The following is a 17817-nucleotide window of genomic DNA, read 5'->3' on the forward strand; positions in this document are numbered from 1 at the left end:
CAAAAGGTTGCCTGAAAATAAAAAAAAATTGCATTTTTTTCAAAAATGCAATTTAATATCTAAAGAATGTTAGTTTTAATTAATGTTTTACTGACGAAACATCTTCCGGGTTGTGTTTGTGTTTAAACAATACAGCAAAGAATATAGCCAGTACCAGCGAATAAATAGCAAATGAAAGCCATATCTGCTGCCAGTCTTTTACCATTACCACAGATGAAAGGGTCCCATCTGAATTAATCACTGTATTGAAACTATTTTTAAGAATTTCCAGGAAAGTAGGATTATCTGGTGTAGTTTCCAAATAAGTAGATAATTCTGAAGCGGTTGCAAATTTATGGGTAAAGAATTTATCAATAGCCCAACCTGCAATATAACTTCCAAAAACAGCTCCGAAACCGTTGGTCATCATCATAAATAACCCCTGAGCTGAAGAACGTATTTTTTTATCGGTAGTTGTTTCTACGAAAAGTGATCCTGAGATATTAAAGAAATCAAATGCCATTCCGTATACAATACATGAAAGGATGATCAGAGAAAGTCCGAATCCATCCGGAACTCCATATGCAAAGAATCCGAATCTTAAAACCCAAGCCAACATAGACATCAGCATTACTTTTTTAATTCCGAATTTCTTTAAAAAGAAAGGAATTGCCAAAATAAACAAGGTTTCTGATACCTGAGAAATTGACATGATGATGGTGGATCTTTGCACTACAAATGAGTCAGCATATTTAGGGAAATGGGCAAATTCACTTAAGAAAACATCTCCATATGCATTGGTAAGCTGAAGTGCAGCTCCTAAAAGCATTGAAAATAAAAAGAACAAGGCCATTTTATAGTTTCCAAAAAGCTTGAATGCATTCAATCCTAATTGTTCGGATAGTGGCGAATTTTTGTCAATCAGCTTTTGTGGCGGACATTTTGGTAAGGTAAGAGCATAGATTCCTAAGAATATTGCTACAGCCCCACCAATATAGAACTGTCCTTCTGTGGCTTTGTTTCCACTAAGGTTAGTAATCCACATAGCCACAATAAAACCAATGGTACCCCATACACGAATCGGTGGAAAATCTTTTACTACATCCATATTATTATTTTTCAGGATCGTATAAGAAATAGAGTTCGCAAGTGCAATGGTAGGCATATAGAAACACATAGCCACAAGCATTACCGAAAAGAAAGAATTTGGGTCTGCAGAATGAGGCAATATGAAAAGAATAACCCCATACAGGATGTGTAATACTGAAAATATACGTTCCGCATTGATCCAGCGGTCAGCGATAATTCCAGTGATGGTTGGCATAAAGATGGAAGCAATTCCCATGGTTCCGAACACAGCTCCAAACTGAGTTCCTTCCCAATGTTTTGTGCCAAACCAGAAGTTCGCCATCGTAATCAGCCATGCTCCCCAAACAAAAAATTGGAGAAAACTGAGGATGGTCAGTCGTAATTTTAAATTCATAGTTTATATAAAAAGTATCTCTTTAGTCAATTGTCTTTTTCCTTCTCTTGATTTCTTCCTGAATTTCAAGAGCAGTATCATAGTCTTCTTCTTTAACGGCGTCATCCAGTAATTTCTGAAGTTCTTCCATAGAAAGAGATTTTAAGTTGTCTTCTGTCTGTACAGTTTCTGAGAAAGATTGGTCTTCTTTGGCAACATCTTCCAGTTCTAATAAAATTCCTGCTTCATTCAAAACCTGCTGTGTTGTAAATATAGGTGCATCAAATCTTACTGCCATTGCAACAGCATCGGAAGTTCTGGCATCAAGGATCAGTTCTTCGTCATTCACCTTATTTTTAAAGTTGATATTGGAGAAGAATACTCCGTCTACAATCTGATAAATAATAACAGAAATCAGCTCATAATTGGCAGAGACTATAAATTTTGTAAATAAATCATGAGTAAGAGGACGCGGTGGATGAATATCTTTTTCCAAGCCGAGAGAGATAGACTGGGCTTCGAAATTTCCTATAACAACAGGTAATTTTATGTGTGTTTCTTCATGCTCCAGTAACAATGCGTAAGCCCCCGACTGGGTCTGGCTGTACGATATTCCGCGAATAATTAGCTGTTTATAATCCATAGCTACAAATATAGATTAATTTTTCATTGTGATTTTACTTTTTTACGCAAAAATAAAAGCCCGGAAAGCCGAGCTTTTATCTGTATTGTTGATGATTGTCAAACGTCAATAGTGAATTTTGCTTCGCAAGTGAATTATTTAATTAAAAATTGACAAGCAAAGCGAATTGACTATTAACAATTCACTTTCTTATCCTTTTATTGCTTTAATTTTCTCTGTTAATGCAGGAATAATCTGGAAAGCATCTCCTACTACTCCGTAATCAGCAGACTTGAAGAATGGTGCTTCAGGATCACTGTTGATTACTACAATAGTTTTTGAAGAGTTTACTCCGGCAAGGTGCTGAATTGCCCCTGAAATCCCTACAGCAATGTAAAGATTCGGAGAAATTGCCTTACCCGTTTGTCCTACGTGTTCTGTGTGAGGTCTCCATCCGATGTCAGAAACCGGTTTAGAACATGCCGTAGCTGCTCCTAAAACGTTTGCTAAATCTTCGATCATTCCCCAGTTTTCAGGTCCTTTCATTCCTCTACCTGCAGAAACAACTACTTCAGCTTCTTTAAGGTCTAGTTTACCTGAACTCTGCTCGTGAGAAATCACTTTAGTATCTTCGTTAGCTACTGATAAGTTTTTCACTTCTTCTGAACCTGATACTGCATTTTCTTTAACACCGAAAGCGTTCTGAGAAACCGTAACGATTACTCCGTTTCCTTCAGCTTTTGCATGCATAAAACCTTTTCCGGAGAACGCTCTTCTCTTTACCTGGAAAGGAGAAAGGCTTTCAGGAGCTTCTAAAACGTTAGTAATTAAAGAGTAGTTCTTCATTACAGCAAGCATTGGAGCAATTGAAGAAGCATCAGTTGTGTGAGGGAAAACGATAATGTTTCCGTCTGCTACTTCACTTACAGCCTGTGCGAATGCTTTTGCTGAGAAGTTTTTAAGACCTTCGTCTTTGATATTGATTACGTTCGATGCTCCATATTTGTATAATAAATCTGAAGAATCTGTTGGGTTTACAGAGATTGCCGTAACGGTATCTCCCGCTTTATCAGCAACAGCTTTAGCATAAGAAACTGCTTCAAAAGCTGCTTTTTTGTAAACTCCGTTTATATTTTCTGCGTATACGAATACTGCCATTGTTTTAAATTTTTAGGTTGTAGGGTTTAGATTGTAGGGATTAGGCTTCAGAAGTATGTGTGAAAACTGCTACCTATCACCTCGTACCTGTTATCTTTATTAGATTACTTTAGCTTCTTCGTGAAGTAATCTTACCAATTCATCCAGATTGTCAGGAGAAACCATTTTCACAGCTGCTCTTGGCGGAACGCTGTCATAAGATACTCCCTGAACTTTTACTTCTGAAGAAGTAGGCTCTACTACCTGTAGAGGCTTTGTTCTTGCAGACATAATTCCTCTCATATTCGGGATGATAAGGTCTTTTTCATCTACCAACCCTTTCTGACCAGCAATGATAGCAGGTAATTTTACAGAAATAGTTTCTTTTCCTCCTTCAATTTCTCTTACTGCAGTAGCTTCGCTTCCGTTTACGTCTAATCCTACTGAAGCGTTTACGAAAGGCTGGTTCAATAACTGAGCCACCATTCCCGGAACGGAACCTCCGTTATAGTCGATAGATTCTTTTCCGCAAAGGATAAGATCATATCCTCCGTTTTGAGCTACAGCTGCAATTTCTTTTGCTGTAGAATAGCTGTCTTTAGGATCAAGATTTACTCTTACCGCATCATTTGCACCAATTGCCAAAGCTTTTCTGATCACAGGTTCTGTAGCAGCATCTCCTACGTTGATTACTGTTACTGTTGCTCCCTGAGATTCCTGAAGTTTAACCGCTTTTGTCAACGCAAATTCGTCTAGCGGGTTGATTACCCACTGAATTCCGTTCTTGTCGAAAGCAGATTTATCTGCTGTAAAGTTAATTTTGGAAGTAGTATCCGGAACACTACTAATACAAACTAATATTTTCATATGTTGTTCTTAATTTTTTTATTGGTCATATGTAACCTTAAGGTTTCATGTGTACTATTTTATTTTTTCCCTTTGGCGCATAAAATCATGACAGTTTATGCAGAGATTTTGTTTGAATTAATTTTTGCTAATATAAATAAAAAATATATTATGCATGCATAATACTTATTAAATTATTATTCAATACATTAGATGTAGTTACTTCGCTGGTTTTGTTGCCCTAAACTCTATTTTACTTGGCAAAACTCTTGGATTCATCTTTAAAATATCCAATATGAGATTCCCCATATCTTCGGGCTGAATCTTCCAACTGTCTTTTTCTGACGGAATGTTTCCGTTAAAATGAGTTGCCACTGACCCCGGCATAATAACCGTAGATTTAATGTTGTATTTCCTTAAATCAATCATTGCAGCCTGTGTAAAGCCTACCACTCCGAATTTTGAAGCATTATATCCTGTTCCGTTTTCAAAGAAATTGGCCCCTGCAAGACTTGAGATAGTAATATAATACCCTTCCGTCTTCTTCAGTTCTTCTACAGAAGCTTTTAAGGTATAGAAAACACCTGTAAGATTGGTTTCTATCATATCGTTCCACTCTTCTGCCGTAAGTTCGTCTACGGGTTTAAATATTCCCAATCCTGCATTCGCAATGATATAATCCAGTCTTCCGAATTTTTCAACGGTATATTTTACCGCTTCCTGCTCGCTTTCCAGGCTTCTTACGTCAGAAACAATCCCCAAAACATTTTCTGAATATTGTTTAAGTTCTTCTTCCGCCTTCATCACATCTTCTCTTTTTCTTCCTGAAAATGCTACTGAGATTCCATTTTCAAGTAAAATTTTAGCAATTCCGAAACCGATACCTTTGGTTCCTCCTGTTATATAAGCTGTTTTATTCTCTGACATTGATTCCCAAATTTTAATTCTCTAAAATAACAAAAACGCTCCAATTGGAGCGTTTTACTGATACTAAGATTTATCAGGAATTATTTTTTTATAAATTTCTCTGTGAAGTTCCTTCCTTCCGTTTCTACATTCAGTAAATAGGCTCCAGAAGATAAGTTTCTTACATTCACCTGGTCACCGTTCAATGTTACATCCACTTTTTTTCCTGACATGTCATATACTTCAACATGTTTTATCTTGCCAGGAGTTGTAATTTTTATCACTTCAGTAGCAGGGTTCGGATAAATGGATAATTTCACATCATTTTTAACAGCGTCTTTCGTAGACAGTGATGCTTCATTATTGATTTTGATATTATCAATATAGGCAGAACCTCCATAATTATCATGTACAAAATCCATCCTGTTAATATTGTTATTGCTATAAGGCTGTCCTGTATAGATAAGAGTATCATTCAGGAAATACTGGATACCTGTAGCCGTAGAAACTATTTTCACTCTGTACCACGTGTTCGCATTCCAGGTTTGGTTGGTATTTACTAAATTAGCTGAGCCGGCTGTAGCAATTAAAATTTTCCCGTCGTAAGAAAAATCAATATAAGTCACGATTCCTCCAGTTCCTACTGTATTCACTGTTCTGAAAACGAAATCTGAACTTGATGAACTTTTTTGGGTAAGTCTTACATCAAAAGATTGTGTAAAGCTATTATATGTTAATGGTGTTGCAAAAGTATAAAACCCACCCATAACAGGGCTTTGCTGTGGGCCATAAGGCACATCCGGAGTTATTTTAAGGCTATTTGAACCTTGGGTTGCCATTTCAGCTGAAACCAATTGAGTTGTCAAATATACCGGTGGTGTACCCCCATCATTTGTAGTAATCCAGCCCTGCTGGCCATTAATATTTCCTGTTGTAAATCCTTCACTGGCTTCAAATGAGATGGTTTGCTGGGCAAAAGATGAAATAGAAATCAACGAAATTGCGAAAATGTAAAGTTTCTTCATGATATTTTTTAGTTTTGACAAATATATGTCTTTTAATCAAAAAAGCAAAATCAACGAATATTTTAAACCTAATAAACAATTAACATAATATATTTTAACCTAAACAAATAAAGATATTAAACCTAAATAAAAGTGTCATTTTCAAAAAATCATCCATAAATACAGCCGTATACTAAAAAGAACATAGGTTTTCAGAATCAATGAATAATTTATTTAATCATCACTTTTTCTGTAAAATTCCTACCTTCAGTCTTGATATTAATCATATATACCCCTGAAGGCAGCCCTTTTACATCGATTCTATTACCATTTGTTTCAGTTTTTATCAGCTTTCCTGACTCATCATAGATCTCAATACTTTTTACAGTACTGAGAGAATTAATCTGTATAAAATCAGTTGCAGGATTAGGATAAACTGAAACTTCTTTGACGGCAGCCTTAGAATCTTTAATCCCCAATACCATTAGTTCACTATTCACTTTAATATGATCAATATAAGCAGCCCCCGACGCATTATTATGCACAAAACGCAGTTGATCTATATTCATTGAACTTGCGGCAGCGCCTGTATAAATAAGAATATTATTAAGATAATATCTGACATCGGTAGCAGTTCCTACCACTTTCACTCTATACCAGATATTAGGCAGCCAGGCTGAAGGTATGGAAATCAAATCCTGTACACCTGATACTATATTCAGAATCTTGAATAGTCCGGTTTTATCAAAATCTAATCTCACTACAAACTGATCATCAACATTACTTACTCCCTGAAAACCAAAATCAGAGCCGTTGAGCTGTGACATATTGATATCAAATGATACAGAGAAATTGTCGTAAGCAAGAGGGGTTGGCAGGTTATAAAAACCTCCGATAATAGGATCAGACTGGGTTCCGTAGGTTGGTTCTTTGACAATTTTGAGGGAACTGCTTCCGTCGCTGGCTTTCTCTACAGTAATGGTCTGATGAGTTACATTGGCAGGAATTCCTCCTGTGGGAGTACTGATCCACCCCGCCTGACCATGGATATTTCCCGTATTGAATCCTTCATTGAATTCAAAGGATACAGCCTGCTGTGCAAAAACGCATACCGACAATAATAAAATTGCAATTGAGTAGTATTTTTTCATAGTAAATCAAGTTTTGTATTAAAAATATAAACTTTCAATGAATGGTGAAATAACTTATTGCAAATAAAAATTAACGCTTTTATTCTCAGTGAATTTAATTTTTAAATCTATTAAAAATGTCTATCCATAAGGGTAAAACAGCTCAATTCAGAACAAAAAAATAAGGTATCTCTTTCCAGAAATACCTTATTGTATCTAATTTTTGTTAAATTATTTTGAATAATTCTCAAAGAACATCGGAATACTTTCAATTCCTTTATAGAAATTAAATAATCCATAATGCTCGTTTGGAGAGTGGATCGCATCAGAATCCAATCCGAAGCCCATCAATACAGACTTAGCTCCTAAAACCTGCTCAAACATCGCTGTAATTGGAATACTTCCTCCTCCTCTGTATGGAAGAACTTCTTTTCCGAATGCAGATTCCATCGCTTGTTTTGCTGCAGCAAATTCTTTAGTATTTGTAGGTAAAACGTAAGGCATACCTCCGTGGTGAGGCGTCACTTTAACTTTTACTGTATCCGGAGCGATTTTTTCAAAATATTTTGTGAACTTTTCCGTGATTTCCTGAGGTGTCTGGTAAGGAACCAAACGCATTGAAATTTTAGCAAAAGCTTTGGAAGGAATTACAGTTTTTGCCCCTTCTCCGGTATAACCACCCCAGATTCCGTTGCAGTCTAAAGTAGGACGGATAGAGGTTCTTTCTAAAGTTGTATATCCTTTTTCACCTTCTATATTACTTAATCCAATTGATTTTTTGAATTCTTCAGGATTGTCTTTCAATTTGTTCATATCGGCTCTGTCTGCATCTGAAACCGTTTCTACGTTATCATAGAACCCGTCAATGGTAATATGACCATTTTCATCAATCAGATTAGCTATCATTCTTGAAAGAACGTGAATAGGGTTTGGAACTGCTCCACCGTAAAGACCAGAGTGCAAGTCTCTGTTTGGACCTTCCACTTCTACTTCTACATAGCTTAAACCTCTTAATCCTGTTGTAACAGTTGGTTGCTCGTTGCTGTAAATATGGGTATCGGAAATTAAAATACAGTCGCAAGTTAATTTCTCTTTATTTTCATTCACCCAATCTCCTAAGCTTACAGAACCTACTTCTTCTTCTCCTTCTAAGATAAATTTAACGTTGCAAGGAAGAGCATTGGTTTTCATCATAGCCTCAAAAGCTTTCAGATGCATGAAGAACTGTCCTTTGTCATCCGCAGAACCTCTCGCAAAAATAGCTCCCTCAGGGTGTAGTTCCGTTTTTTCAATATAAGGTTCAAAAGGTGGTTTTGTCCATAATTCCAATGGATCTGCCGGCTGAACATCATAATGCCCATACACCAATACTGTAGGTAAACTTTTATCTAAAATCTTTTCCCCGAAAACAATTGGATAACCTTTTGTCTGGCAAACTTCCACATTATCAGCTCCTGCATTTTTAAGGTGTGCCGCCACTACATCTGCACATTTCAAAACGTCATCTTTATACGCCGGATCTGCAGAAATAGAAGGAATTCTCAATAACTCAAATAATTCATCCACGAAACGCTGTTTGTTTTCGTTAATGTAATTTAATGTCTCTTGCATTGTAAAAATTTATTTTGTTAAAATTAAAAAAAATGCCCGGCAGGGACAAACAAAAAGGCAGGATTTTCCCAACCTTATGTGAATGAGCTTTATAGCCATCTTTTTTAATAAAAAATGCCCTGCAAAAACAGGGCACTTGTATATTTTGTACTTCTAATTAGTGTTCAGCTTTTGGAGCCTTTTCAGCTTCAGCAGGTTTTGCAGCAGCAGTACTGTCTGTTTTAGGAGCTGCAGCTTCTGGTTTTGCGGCAACTTCTTCCTTATGCTCTGCAGCAGCTGCATGTCCGTGACCTTCTCCCTGAGCAGCATCAGAATATCTTTCTACTCCTTCTTCCAGTTTCAAAGTCCCTTTATTTCCACCAGCAGGTACTTTTTTACAGCTTACCGCTACTGTTGCAATTGCTAAACATATAACTAATTTTTTCATATGTAAAATTTATTTTTTTAAGATCATATGAAACCGCACTATTTTAGTCTATTCTGATTATCCAAACAGTGAGCGATTTCATGTTTAAATTTTTGATTGCCCAAAAGTAAGAAATCCTGCTTTTTTCGGCAACATTTTTATACTGATTTTAATATTATTTTCCCTTTTTTGGATTGTGTAAAAATAAGGTAATGATCTCCCCCATCTTTTAAACCATACTTTTTCTTGATTTCTTCAGGTTTTAAAGGGTAATTTTTTGAAATGATATTAAACTGTTCTTTTTTCTTAATATTTTTAGAATCAACCGATTCCATTTCCAAAATTCTCCCGGGAAAGTCTTCTTTCTTTTCGCTGGAAGCATAAAAATGACTGTTAGGATGAAGTTTTTTCAATCCGAATTGCTGTGAAATCAAATTAAACACTCCCGCTTTCAAAATAGCGTTATTAGGAATGTAAATGTATTTTTCAGGCTCAGAATATTCCGATTCCGCCCTTTCTTCTTCCCCGAATTTGAAAGTAAAGGCAGATTCTCCACTCTCAAGGTTCACACAATTGCAGATAATCTCATCTGTATTTTCGTTGGATAAAAAAATCACAACTTCTTTTACATCATTTTTCAGGGCAATAATCTCTATCCTTGAAATACCCGGCAGCACAGACACAAGATATTTAAGATCAATAAGCGGAGAGAGCTTAATGACTACCTGATGGGAAATAGACCGCAATGTGTCCTGAATTTCGAGAATATCAGGAGACAGGTCTTCTAAAAGAAAAACTTTGTTTTTTTGCTGATCTCTTCGGGCCGGATCAAGATAAATGACATCAAAATGTTCCTGATTTTGTTCCAGGAAATCTTCAAGCTTTTTGTTGATAAACCTTGCCTGACGTCCCAAAGTATTCCAGTTATGCTCAACAATCTCTAAAAGTTCTGTATTCTGTTCTACTAAGGTGATATGATCAAAGTTTTGAGACAGATAATAGGCATCAATACCAAAACCGCTCGTGAGATCAATGAATGTATTCCCCTTCAGGATTCTGGATTTATAAAGGGCAGTTTTTTCTGATGATGACTGCTCCAGATTAAGCTGTGGCGGAAAAATAATTCCTTCTTTCAGAAGAAAAGGAAATTTTCTTTCAGCAACCTGTTTCCCTTTGATCTGCTGTACAATTTCCTGCATAGAAACTTCCGGAAAGGGTGATTTCTTCAGCAGTAATGCATGTAAATCTGTATTCAGATTTGCATTGATGTAGTTTTGAATGTCTTTGTTTAATAGTTTACTTCCCACAGATTTCACAAATTGCACAGATTATTATCCTTATTAAATATTTCCGTTTATTTTTCGAATAATACTTTTATCAATATAATCAGTATTGAAATTAACCAGTATTCCTAATTTCAGGTTTGTCAATTTTAAATAGGTTAAGAGTTGCTTGTGATGAACATTAATTATTTCAGGAATTGATTTTATTTCGATAATAACTTTGTCTTCAACAATTATATCTGCAATAAAACTTGAATCAATAAAAATTCCTTTAAATTTTATTGGTATTGACACCTGTGTTTTAACATTTAAACCATTATTTTTTAATTCAAATGCCAAAACTCTCTCGTAAACTTTTTCCAATAAACCTGGTCCCAATTCATTATATACAGAAAAAATAGATTTCCTGATATAAAAACTTATCTCATTTTCATTCATTTGTGTATAATTTAGTTTCTACAGTTTACTTGTAAAAATCTGTGTTATCTGAGAAATCTGCGGGAACAATACAGTTTATTCAAACATTTCAGCCCAGCGAACGGCTTTTATTTCTTTTTCGTTGTAAAGATCTCCGATAGACTTTTTAACGTCTAATTTAGGGTATAAATTCACGCCAATCAGCTTTATTTTTCCTTCTTCAATCCATTGCTGCTCTTCAACAGCATGGTCGTAGATCTTTTTCTGAACAACTCCTTGTTTTAACAATTCAAGATACCCTCCTGCTTCTTCGATTTCAACAAATAATGCCCAGGATTTTTCTGCAAACTGTTTCGTAATATCTTCAACATAATAACTTCCGTTCGATGCATCTTCAAATACATTGATGATACTTTCGTAAGCCAGTACAATCTGTTGTTTGAAAGAGATTTCTTCCGAATTATCCGTACTTCTGCTTACAAGATAGTTATTGGTGAAAACAGCATCTGCTCCTCCAATCATTGCGGAAGCAAGTTCTAATGTAGAACGGATAAGGTTGTTTTCATTGTCAGAAACGGCCTTATTTCTCAGTGAAGTCTCTGCAAAGATATATGGAACTTCATCCATCCCATATTCCTTGGAAAGTTGGTTAAAAACGATTTTAAAGGCTCTTAATTTTGCCATTTCAAAGAAATAATTTCCTCCTACTGCTATTCTGAAGATCAGTTTATTCAAAATGTCAGCACCATACGCTTCTACCAGTTCCTTAGTTTTTGCCAGTGCAATCCCAAGTTGTTGATAAATAGCTGCTCCGGCATTCTGATGCAATGAAATATCAACACAGATATTTCTTTTAAAGTCTTTTGCCAGTAATTCTTTCGCCAGCTGGTCGTCTATACTTCCTTCTTTTTCATTAAAAATATCAATCAATGAAAAATATTGATCTTCTTCTTTAGGGCTGATGTGTCCTGCAAGTTCTTTGTTGTTGACAAAAAGGGTTTTTTGATCAAGATTTTCTACATTATGATCAAGGATAAATGCAAATACTTCTTCTTCTAAACTTTCATGGTATTTCGCTACCAAATGGGTACTTTCTTCAACTCTGGGCAGATTTACCAAAGGCTTCTGAACCTCTGTATAAAAAGGCTTCACCTCTACTCCTTCCAAATTCTGTTTTTCTAAAATAGGGTAAATATCCTCTGTTTTAAGTTGTTTTTTGACTAAATTTTCCCAGTTTGAAAATATATCTGTATTTGACATTAGTTTTTTTATTTGTGAATTGTCAATCATGAATTTTAAAAAAAATAAAATTTCACCATTGACGTAATTCTATTCAACTTTATTATTTTTTAGCAACTTTTGTGCTGTCTACCACCAAAATGAAGATCTCTTCATTCGGTTTTTTCATAAAATAATTTTCTCTTGCGTATTTTTCTTTCTCAGACTTGTTGTTCATCAGTTTTTTATAAAAAGCATCATTTTTTTCATATTCTTTTTTATAGAAGTCCAGCTGCTCTTCATATTTTCTGATTTCACCATTCAGTTCATTGATTACAAGAAATGAGGTTTTATCGAAAAAAATCATCCATACCAAAAACAGACAGATCGTAATGGTATACTTGTTCAAAACATATTTCTGTATAAGTTTGAATGTTTCAGATTTCGGCTGAATGTCTTTGATAAGGTTGTTTTCTTCCATTTTTTTTAATGTTTTTTCAACGAGTTTTTAATAACAGTAGTTAAAAAATCAATCGCTACGGAATTCTGCTTCATATTAGGGATAATAAGATCCGCATCATTTTTAGAAGGCTCTATGAATTCCTGGTGCATTGGTTTCAGTGTAGTCTGATAACGGTGTAAAACTTCGCTCAGATCTCTCCCTCTTTCCTGGGTATCTCTCCTGATCCTCCTGATCAGCCTTTCGTCAGAATCTGCATGAACGAATACTTTCAAATCAAATTCTTTCAGTAATTCTTTGTTGGTAAGAACAAGAATTCCTTCTACTACCAATACGTTTTTAGGTTCTACAGTGACATGATCTCCTGTTCTGGAATGAGTGACAAAGCTATAAATGGGCTGTTCAATAGACTCATTATTCTTTAAAGCTTTCACATGTTTTATCAATAATTCAAAATCTATTGACTTGGGATGGTCATAATTAAGAGCTTCTCTTTCTGTCAATGTAAGACCTTGGTTGTCGTGATAATAATTATCCTGAGAGAGGATATTCATTCCCTCAATATCAAGCTGCTGAAGTATCTTATCAACAACTGTAGTTTTGCCGGATCCTGTACCACCGGCAATTCCTATTACAAGCATTATTTTTTTGTTTCTTTATAGTTGGTACAAATATACTATTTTAGATAAAATATGACAATGTAAGAATATTGAGAAATTAAAAGATTAAAGCATTTAAAGATTAAAAGATATTCCTGAAGACTGCTACTCTTTGTCATTTATTGTTATTCCTGAACTTTCCCCTTCGGATTCAATAAAAAAAACCGACAATAAACTTGCCGGTTTTTATTTTATACGATTTCGCTTGTTAATTCGCGCGAAATTAATTTTTCATGCATAGGTTTCAAAACATCCATTGAGCCTGTTTTTACGGTACATTTGCCTTTGTAGTGAACAAGAATTGTACATTGCTCAGCCTGCTCCAGCGTATGTTTGCATATTTCGATCAGACAGTCTATTACATAATCAAATGTATGAATATCGTCGTTATGCAGTACCAGTTTATAGACTTCATCCGTATCATCCAGAACGAGGACTTCTTCCTCATACTGCCGTTTTGGGTTTTCGTAATCCTTTATGCTGTTATAAAAATTCATTCTAACTGTTTTAAACTTCTCCAATTTTATCTGCTAAATGATCTATAGCATTAGGTTCTTCATAGACAAGCTCCACAAGCTCTACACTTTTATTATTCATTTTCAGAATTTTGAAGTGGTAGTCTTCGAGATCAAACTCCTGGTTTTCTTCCGGGATGTCTTCCAACTCATAAAGAATGAATCCGGCTAATGAATTGTACTCACTTTCTTCTGAAAGCGGCAGTCTTTTAGGCAGGAATTCATTGATTTCATCCAAAGGCTGTGTAGCCTGTACCCAATAGGTGTTATCAGATATTTTATCAACAATTTTTTCTTCATCGTCTTCTTCATCCTGAATTTCCCCTACCAGTTCTTCCAGAATATCCTCCAGCGTAATAATTCCTTCAGTTCCACCAAATTCGTCAATAACGATAGCGATATGCTGTTTTTTAAGCTGGAATGTTTTCAGCAAGTCTGAAACTTTTTTACTTTCCACAACGAAAAAGGCATCACGCATTAAATCTTTAAGGTCTTCATGATCCAGATTTCCTTTCCTTTTGACAAATTCTCTGATGATTTCTTTTGTATAGAAAATCCCAATCACATTGTCAATAGAGTCAATATATACCGGAATACGGGAATACCCGCTGTCCATAATCTTATTGATGATATCAGTAACATCTTCCTCAAAATCTATGGAAGTGATATTTTGTCTTGGAACCATGATCTGTTTAGCAGAGTGATCGGTAAAATCAAATGCATTTTTAATGATTTCATAGTTTTCTTCTTCAATCTCTCCGCTATCAGCACTTTGTTTTACCAAAAGCTGAAGTTCTTCCGTAGAGTGAATTTCCTGTTCAGAAGCCGGGTGAATTTTAACCAATCTGAGGAATCCATTTGACATTGAGTTCATCAACCAGATAAACGGTTTAAAAATCGTGTAAAAAACCCTTAGCGGAACGGCAGTTGCCATTGTAGTAGCTTCAGATTTTCTGATCGCAATTGATTTTGGGATAAGCTCACCAAATACAATGTGCATAATGGTGATCAACACAAAACTGGTTACTACCGAAATTGTAGTAATTGTTGTCTGAGTTAAATCAATACTTAGAGATGTGAAAATATTTTCAACAATATGATGCAGGGCACTTTCTCCCACCCAACCAAGGGCAAGGGATGCCAATGTAATTCCTAATTGTGTAGCGGAAAGATATTCATCAAGATGCTTGATGATATGTTCTGCCTGTTTAGCCATAGAATTACCTTCTGCGGCTTTTAACTGAATTTGTGAGTAACGAACTTTAACAATTGAAAATTCTGCGGCTACGAAGAAGCCATTTAGTAAAACAAGAAATAAGGCCAGCAAAAGCCTGACTATGTCCGAGTCCATTTAGAGGTTGTATAAATTTTATTAAGTACAAAGATATGTAAAATAAAAATAACCTGAATCCGGGATTGATTATTTTGATGGAGGATTTTTTTGAAAGAAAATATGACATGATAAAACACCGTTCTTTTTCAATAAAAAAAGTAATTGAGGGTTCTATTTCATTTCTCTGCTAAAAGAAGCTTTTTGGATAGTAAATAACAGTTTCAGGATTATACAAACAAAAAAGCACCGATAATTTCGGTGCTTTAATTGTATCTTAAAATAATTCTTTATGAATTTTTCAAAGCTTCTGCTCCGGAAACAATTTCCAAAATTTCGTTGGTAATTGCAGCCTGTCTTGCTTTGTTGTAGAAAATCTTCAGATCATTTCTCAACGCTTCTGCATTGTCTGTAGCTTTGTGCATTGCAGTCATTCTCGCTCCGTGTTCAGATGCTACTGAATCCAGGATTGATTTGAAAACCTGAGTTTTGATCGATTTTGGAATCAAATTATCCAGGATCTCAGCTCTGTTAGGTTCAAAAATATAATCTGTTTCAACCTGCGGTTCAGTGTTTTCAGGCATTGAAATCGGAAGAAGTTTTTCTGTAATCACTTCCTGAGTTGCTGCATTCACGAATTTGTTATAAATAACATATACTTCGTCAAATTTTCCTTCTCTGAAGCTGGTCATTACTCCTTCGGTAATATTAGCTACCATATCAAAGTTCAGGTTATCATAAACAGAACTTCCATTAGCATATACCGTACGGTTTTTTCTTACAGCATCATATACTTTTTTACCTACCGGCAGAACTTCAATCTCGTATTGAGAATTGTTCTGGAACTGAAGGTTAAGCTCTTTTACGATAGAAGAGTTAAAAGCTCCTGCTAGACCTCTGTTTGAAGTAACAGCGATAAATAGAATTCTTTTAACCTCTCTTTTCTGAGCATATACAGAAATCTGATCAGGATCTGAGCTAGAATTTACATTCTGGATAAGCTCCTGTAATTTTTCAGAATAAGGTCTTAACATTACGATTGCATCCTGTGCTTTTTTAAGTTTCGCTGCGGAAACCATTTTCATAGCACGTGTAATCTGCATCGTAGATGAAATTGACGTAATTCTGCCTCGTATTTCTTTTAAGTTTGCCATATTGGGTTAGTTGTTGGTTGTTGGCTGTTGGTTGCTAGTTTTAGATATTTCTGTCAACTATCAACCAACAATCATCAACTAATTTTTAGTTATATTTAGAAGCTAAATCGTTAGCTGCCTGCTTAAGAACTGCTGTAATATCGTTATCGATTTTACCTGCTTTAATAGCTGCCATTGTTTCAGGGTGCTTAGATCTCAGGAATGCGATATACTCAACCTGGAATTCTTTCACCTTTCTGATAGGAACATTTCTTAGCAAGTTCTCAGTTCCAGCGTAGATCATTGCAACTTGGCTGTCTACAGGAAGTGGAGAGTTTACCGGCTGCTTAAGAAGCTCTACGTTTCTTTCTCCTTTAGAGATTACTGCTAAAGTAGAAGCATCAAGGTCAGAACCGAATTTAGCAAACGCTTCTAGTTCTTTATATTGAGCCTGGTCTAATTTCAAAGTACCAGATACTTTTTTCATTGATTTGATCTGAGCGTTACCTCCTACCCTTGATACAGAGATACCTACGTTGATTGCAGGACGAACCCCTGAGTTGAATAGATCAGACTCCAAGAAGATCTGTCCGTCTGTAATAGAGATTACGTTGGTAGGGATGTACGCAGAAACGTCACCAGCCTGAGTTTCAATAATTGGAAGTGCCGTTAATGAACCACCACCTTTTACAATTGGTCTAAGAGATTCTGGCAAATCGTTCATTTGCTTAGCAATGTTATCATCAGCGATTACTTTTGCTGCTCTTTCCAATAGTCTTGAGTGAAGGTAGAAAACGTCTCCAGGGTAAGCTTCACGGCCCGGTGGTCTTCTCAATAGTAGAGAAAGCTCACGGTAAGCAACAGCTTGTTTAGATAAATCATCATAAACGATCAATGCCGGTCTACCAGTATCTCTGAAGAATTCACCGATAGCAGCACCTGCCATCGCAGAATATACCTGCATTGGAACTGGATCTGATGCGTTAGCCGCAACGATTACAGTATATGCTAAAGCTCCTTTATCAGAAAGAGTTTTAACGATTTGTGCTACGGTAGAAGCTTTCTGACCGATAGCAACATATATACAATATACTGGCTGCCCAGCATCAAAGAATTCTTTTTGGTTGATGATCGTATCGATAGCAACAGTAGTTTTACCTGTCTGTCTGTCACCGATGATAAGCTCTCTCTGTCCTCTTCCTACAGGGATCATAGAGTCAATTGCAACGATACCTGACTGTAAAGGCTCAGTTACCGGCTGTCTGAAGATAACTCCAGGAGCTTTTCTTTCCAATGGCATTTCGTATAAATCCCCAGTAATAGGACCTTTACCATCGATAGGGTTACCAAGAGTATCTACTACTCTTCCTAACATACCTTCTCCTACTTTGATAGAAGAGATTCTGTTTGTTCTTCTTACTGTATCACCTTCTTTTACTAATTTACTTTCACCAAGTAGAGCAACACCTACGTTGTCTTCTTCAAGGTTAAGTACAATACCTTCTACATCACTAGAAAATTTCACCAACTCTCCGTATTGTACGTTTTCTAACCCGTATACACGAGCAATACCATCACCGATGGTTAAAACTGTACCTACTTCCTCAACGTTTGATTGAGTATCGAAGTTGGCCAATTGCTGTTTTAAGATCGCAGATACTTCTGCCGGATTTATTTCTGCCATTGTATGGTTGTTTTT

18 protein-coding genes are annotated in these 17817 nt (G+C 35.8%); all 18 read right to left on the reverse strand.

Annotated features, from left to right (window positions below; all coding sequences use genetic code 11):
* Positions 1-79: 79 nt before the first annotated feature.
* The 18 genes from FW780_RS04365 to atpA all read right to left on the reverse strand — a co-directional run bounded on the left by FW780_RS04365 (position 80) and on the right by atpA (position 17802).
* The gene (locus FW780_RS04365) at positions 80-1462 is read right to left on the reverse strand and encodes a nucleoside permease (protein WP_149832375.1); all 1383 of its coding nucleotides are present in this window, start codon (positions 1460-1462) and stop codon (positions 80-82) included.
* Between the two features lie 22 nt (positions 1463-1484).
* Complete coding sequence (locus FW780_RS04370) at positions 1485-2084, reverse strand: bifunctional nuclease family protein (RefSeq protein ID WP_149832376.1); 600 nt, start codon at positions 2082-2084, stop codon at positions 1485-1487.
* Between the two features lie 189 nt (positions 2085-2273).
* Positions 2274-3221, reverse strand: a complete 948-nt coding sequence (locus FW780_RS04375) for an electron transfer flavoprotein subunit alpha/FixB family protein (RefSeq protein ID WP_149832377.1) — start codon at positions 3219-3221, stop codon at positions 2274-2276.
* Positions 3222-3320: 99 nt separating this feature from the next.
* Positions 3321-4067 (reverse strand): electron transfer flavoprotein subunit beta/FixA family protein, encoded by a 747-nt coding sequence (locus FW780_RS04380; protein ID WP_065398045.1) that lies wholly within the window; start codon positions 4065-4067, stop codon positions 3321-3323.
* Between the two features lie 198 nt (positions 4068-4265).
* The gene (locus FW780_RS04385) at positions 4266-4973 is read right to left on the reverse strand and encodes an SDR family oxidoreductase (RefSeq protein ID WP_047374432.1); all 708 of its coding nucleotides are present in this window, start codon (positions 4971-4973) and stop codon (positions 4266-4268) included.
* An 80-nt stretch (positions 4974-5053) separates the two neighbouring features.
* Positions 5054-5977: a T9SS type A sorting domain-containing protein gene (locus FW780_RS04390; protein ID WP_149832378.1), complete on the reverse strand. Its 924-nt coding sequence runs from the start codon at positions 5975-5977 to the stop codon at positions 5054-5056.
* A gap of 209 nt (positions 5978-6186) precedes the next feature.
* On the reverse strand, positions 6187-7107 hold the full coding sequence (locus FW780_RS04395; RefSeq protein ID WP_149832379.1) for a T9SS type A sorting domain-containing protein: 921 nt from the start codon (positions 7105-7107) through the stop codon (positions 6187-6189).
* 210 nt (positions 7108-7317) lie between these two features.
* Positions 7318-8697 (reverse strand): dipeptidase, encoded by a 1380-nt coding sequence (locus tag FW780_RS04400; protein WP_149832380.1) that lies wholly within the window; start codon positions 8695-8697, stop codon positions 7318-7320.
* A 157-nt stretch (positions 8698-8854) separates the two neighbouring features.
* Positions 8855-9124 carry a hypothetical protein gene (locus FW780_RS04405; RefSeq protein ID WP_149832381.1) on the reverse strand — a complete coding sequence of 90 codons (270 nt, stop codon included), beginning with the start codon at positions 9122-9124 and terminating at the stop codon, positions 8855-8857.
* Between the two features lie 137 nt (positions 9125-9261).
* Complete coding sequence (locus FW780_RS04410; protein WP_167510642.1) at positions 9262-10410, reverse strand: class I SAM-dependent methyltransferase; 1149 nt, start codon at positions 10408-10410, stop codon at positions 9262-9264.
* A 33-nt stretch (positions 10411-10443) separates the two neighbouring features.
* Positions 10444-10824: a GxxExxY protein gene (locus FW780_RS04415; protein WP_149832383.1), complete on the reverse strand. Its 381-nt coding sequence runs from the start codon at positions 10822-10824 to the stop codon at positions 10444-10446.
* A 75-nt stretch (positions 10825-10899) separates the two neighbouring features.
* Positions 10900-12063, reverse strand: coding sequence for a methylmalonyl-CoA mutase family protein (locus FW780_RS04420; protein ID WP_149832384.1), 1164 nt, complete (start codon positions 12061-12063; stop codon positions 10900-10902).
* Between the two features lie 82 nt (positions 12064-12145).
* Positions 12146-12502 carry an FtsB family cell division protein gene (locus FW780_RS04425; RefSeq protein ID WP_047374422.1) on the reverse strand — a complete coding sequence of 119 codons (357 nt, stop codon included), beginning with the start codon at positions 12500-12502 and terminating at the stop codon, positions 12146-12148.
* 5 nt (positions 12503-12507) lie between these two features.
* Complete coding sequence (gene udk / locus FW780_RS04430) at positions 12508-13122, reverse strand: uridine kinase (RefSeq protein WP_149832385.1); 615 nt, start codon at positions 13120-13122, stop codon at positions 12508-12510.
* A 209-nt stretch (positions 13123-13331) separates the two neighbouring features.
* Positions 13332-13637: an ATP-dependent Clp protease adaptor ClpS gene (locus FW780_RS04435; protein WP_099049883.1), complete on the reverse strand. Its 306-nt coding sequence runs from the start codon at positions 13635-13637 to the stop codon at positions 13332-13334.
* A gap of 10 nt (positions 13638-13647) precedes the next feature.
* The gene (locus FW780_RS04440; RefSeq protein ID WP_149832386.1) at positions 13648-15006 is read right to left on the reverse strand and encodes a hemolysin family protein; all 1359 of its coding nucleotides are present in this window, start codon (positions 15004-15006) and stop codon (positions 13648-13650) included.
* Between the two features lie 269 nt (positions 15007-15275).
* A complete protein-coding gene (gene atpG / locus FW780_RS04445; RefSeq protein WP_149832387.1) occupies positions 15276-16139 on the reverse strand; it encodes an ATP synthase F1 subunit gamma in 864 nt (287 codons plus the stop codon).
* An 85-nt stretch (positions 16140-16224) separates the two neighbouring features.
* Positions 16225-17802 (reverse strand): F0F1 ATP synthase subunit alpha, encoded by a 1578-nt coding sequence (atpA, locus tag FW780_RS04450; RefSeq protein ID WP_149832388.1) that lies wholly within the window; start codon positions 17800-17802, stop codon positions 16225-16227.
* Positions 17803-17817 lie beyond the last annotated feature (15 nt).

This window comes from Chryseobacterium sediminis (assembly GCF_008386505.1).
GTDB classification, from domain to species: Bacteria; Bacteroidota; Bacteroidia; order Flavobacteriales; family Weeksellaceae; genus Chryseobacterium; species Chryseobacterium sediminis.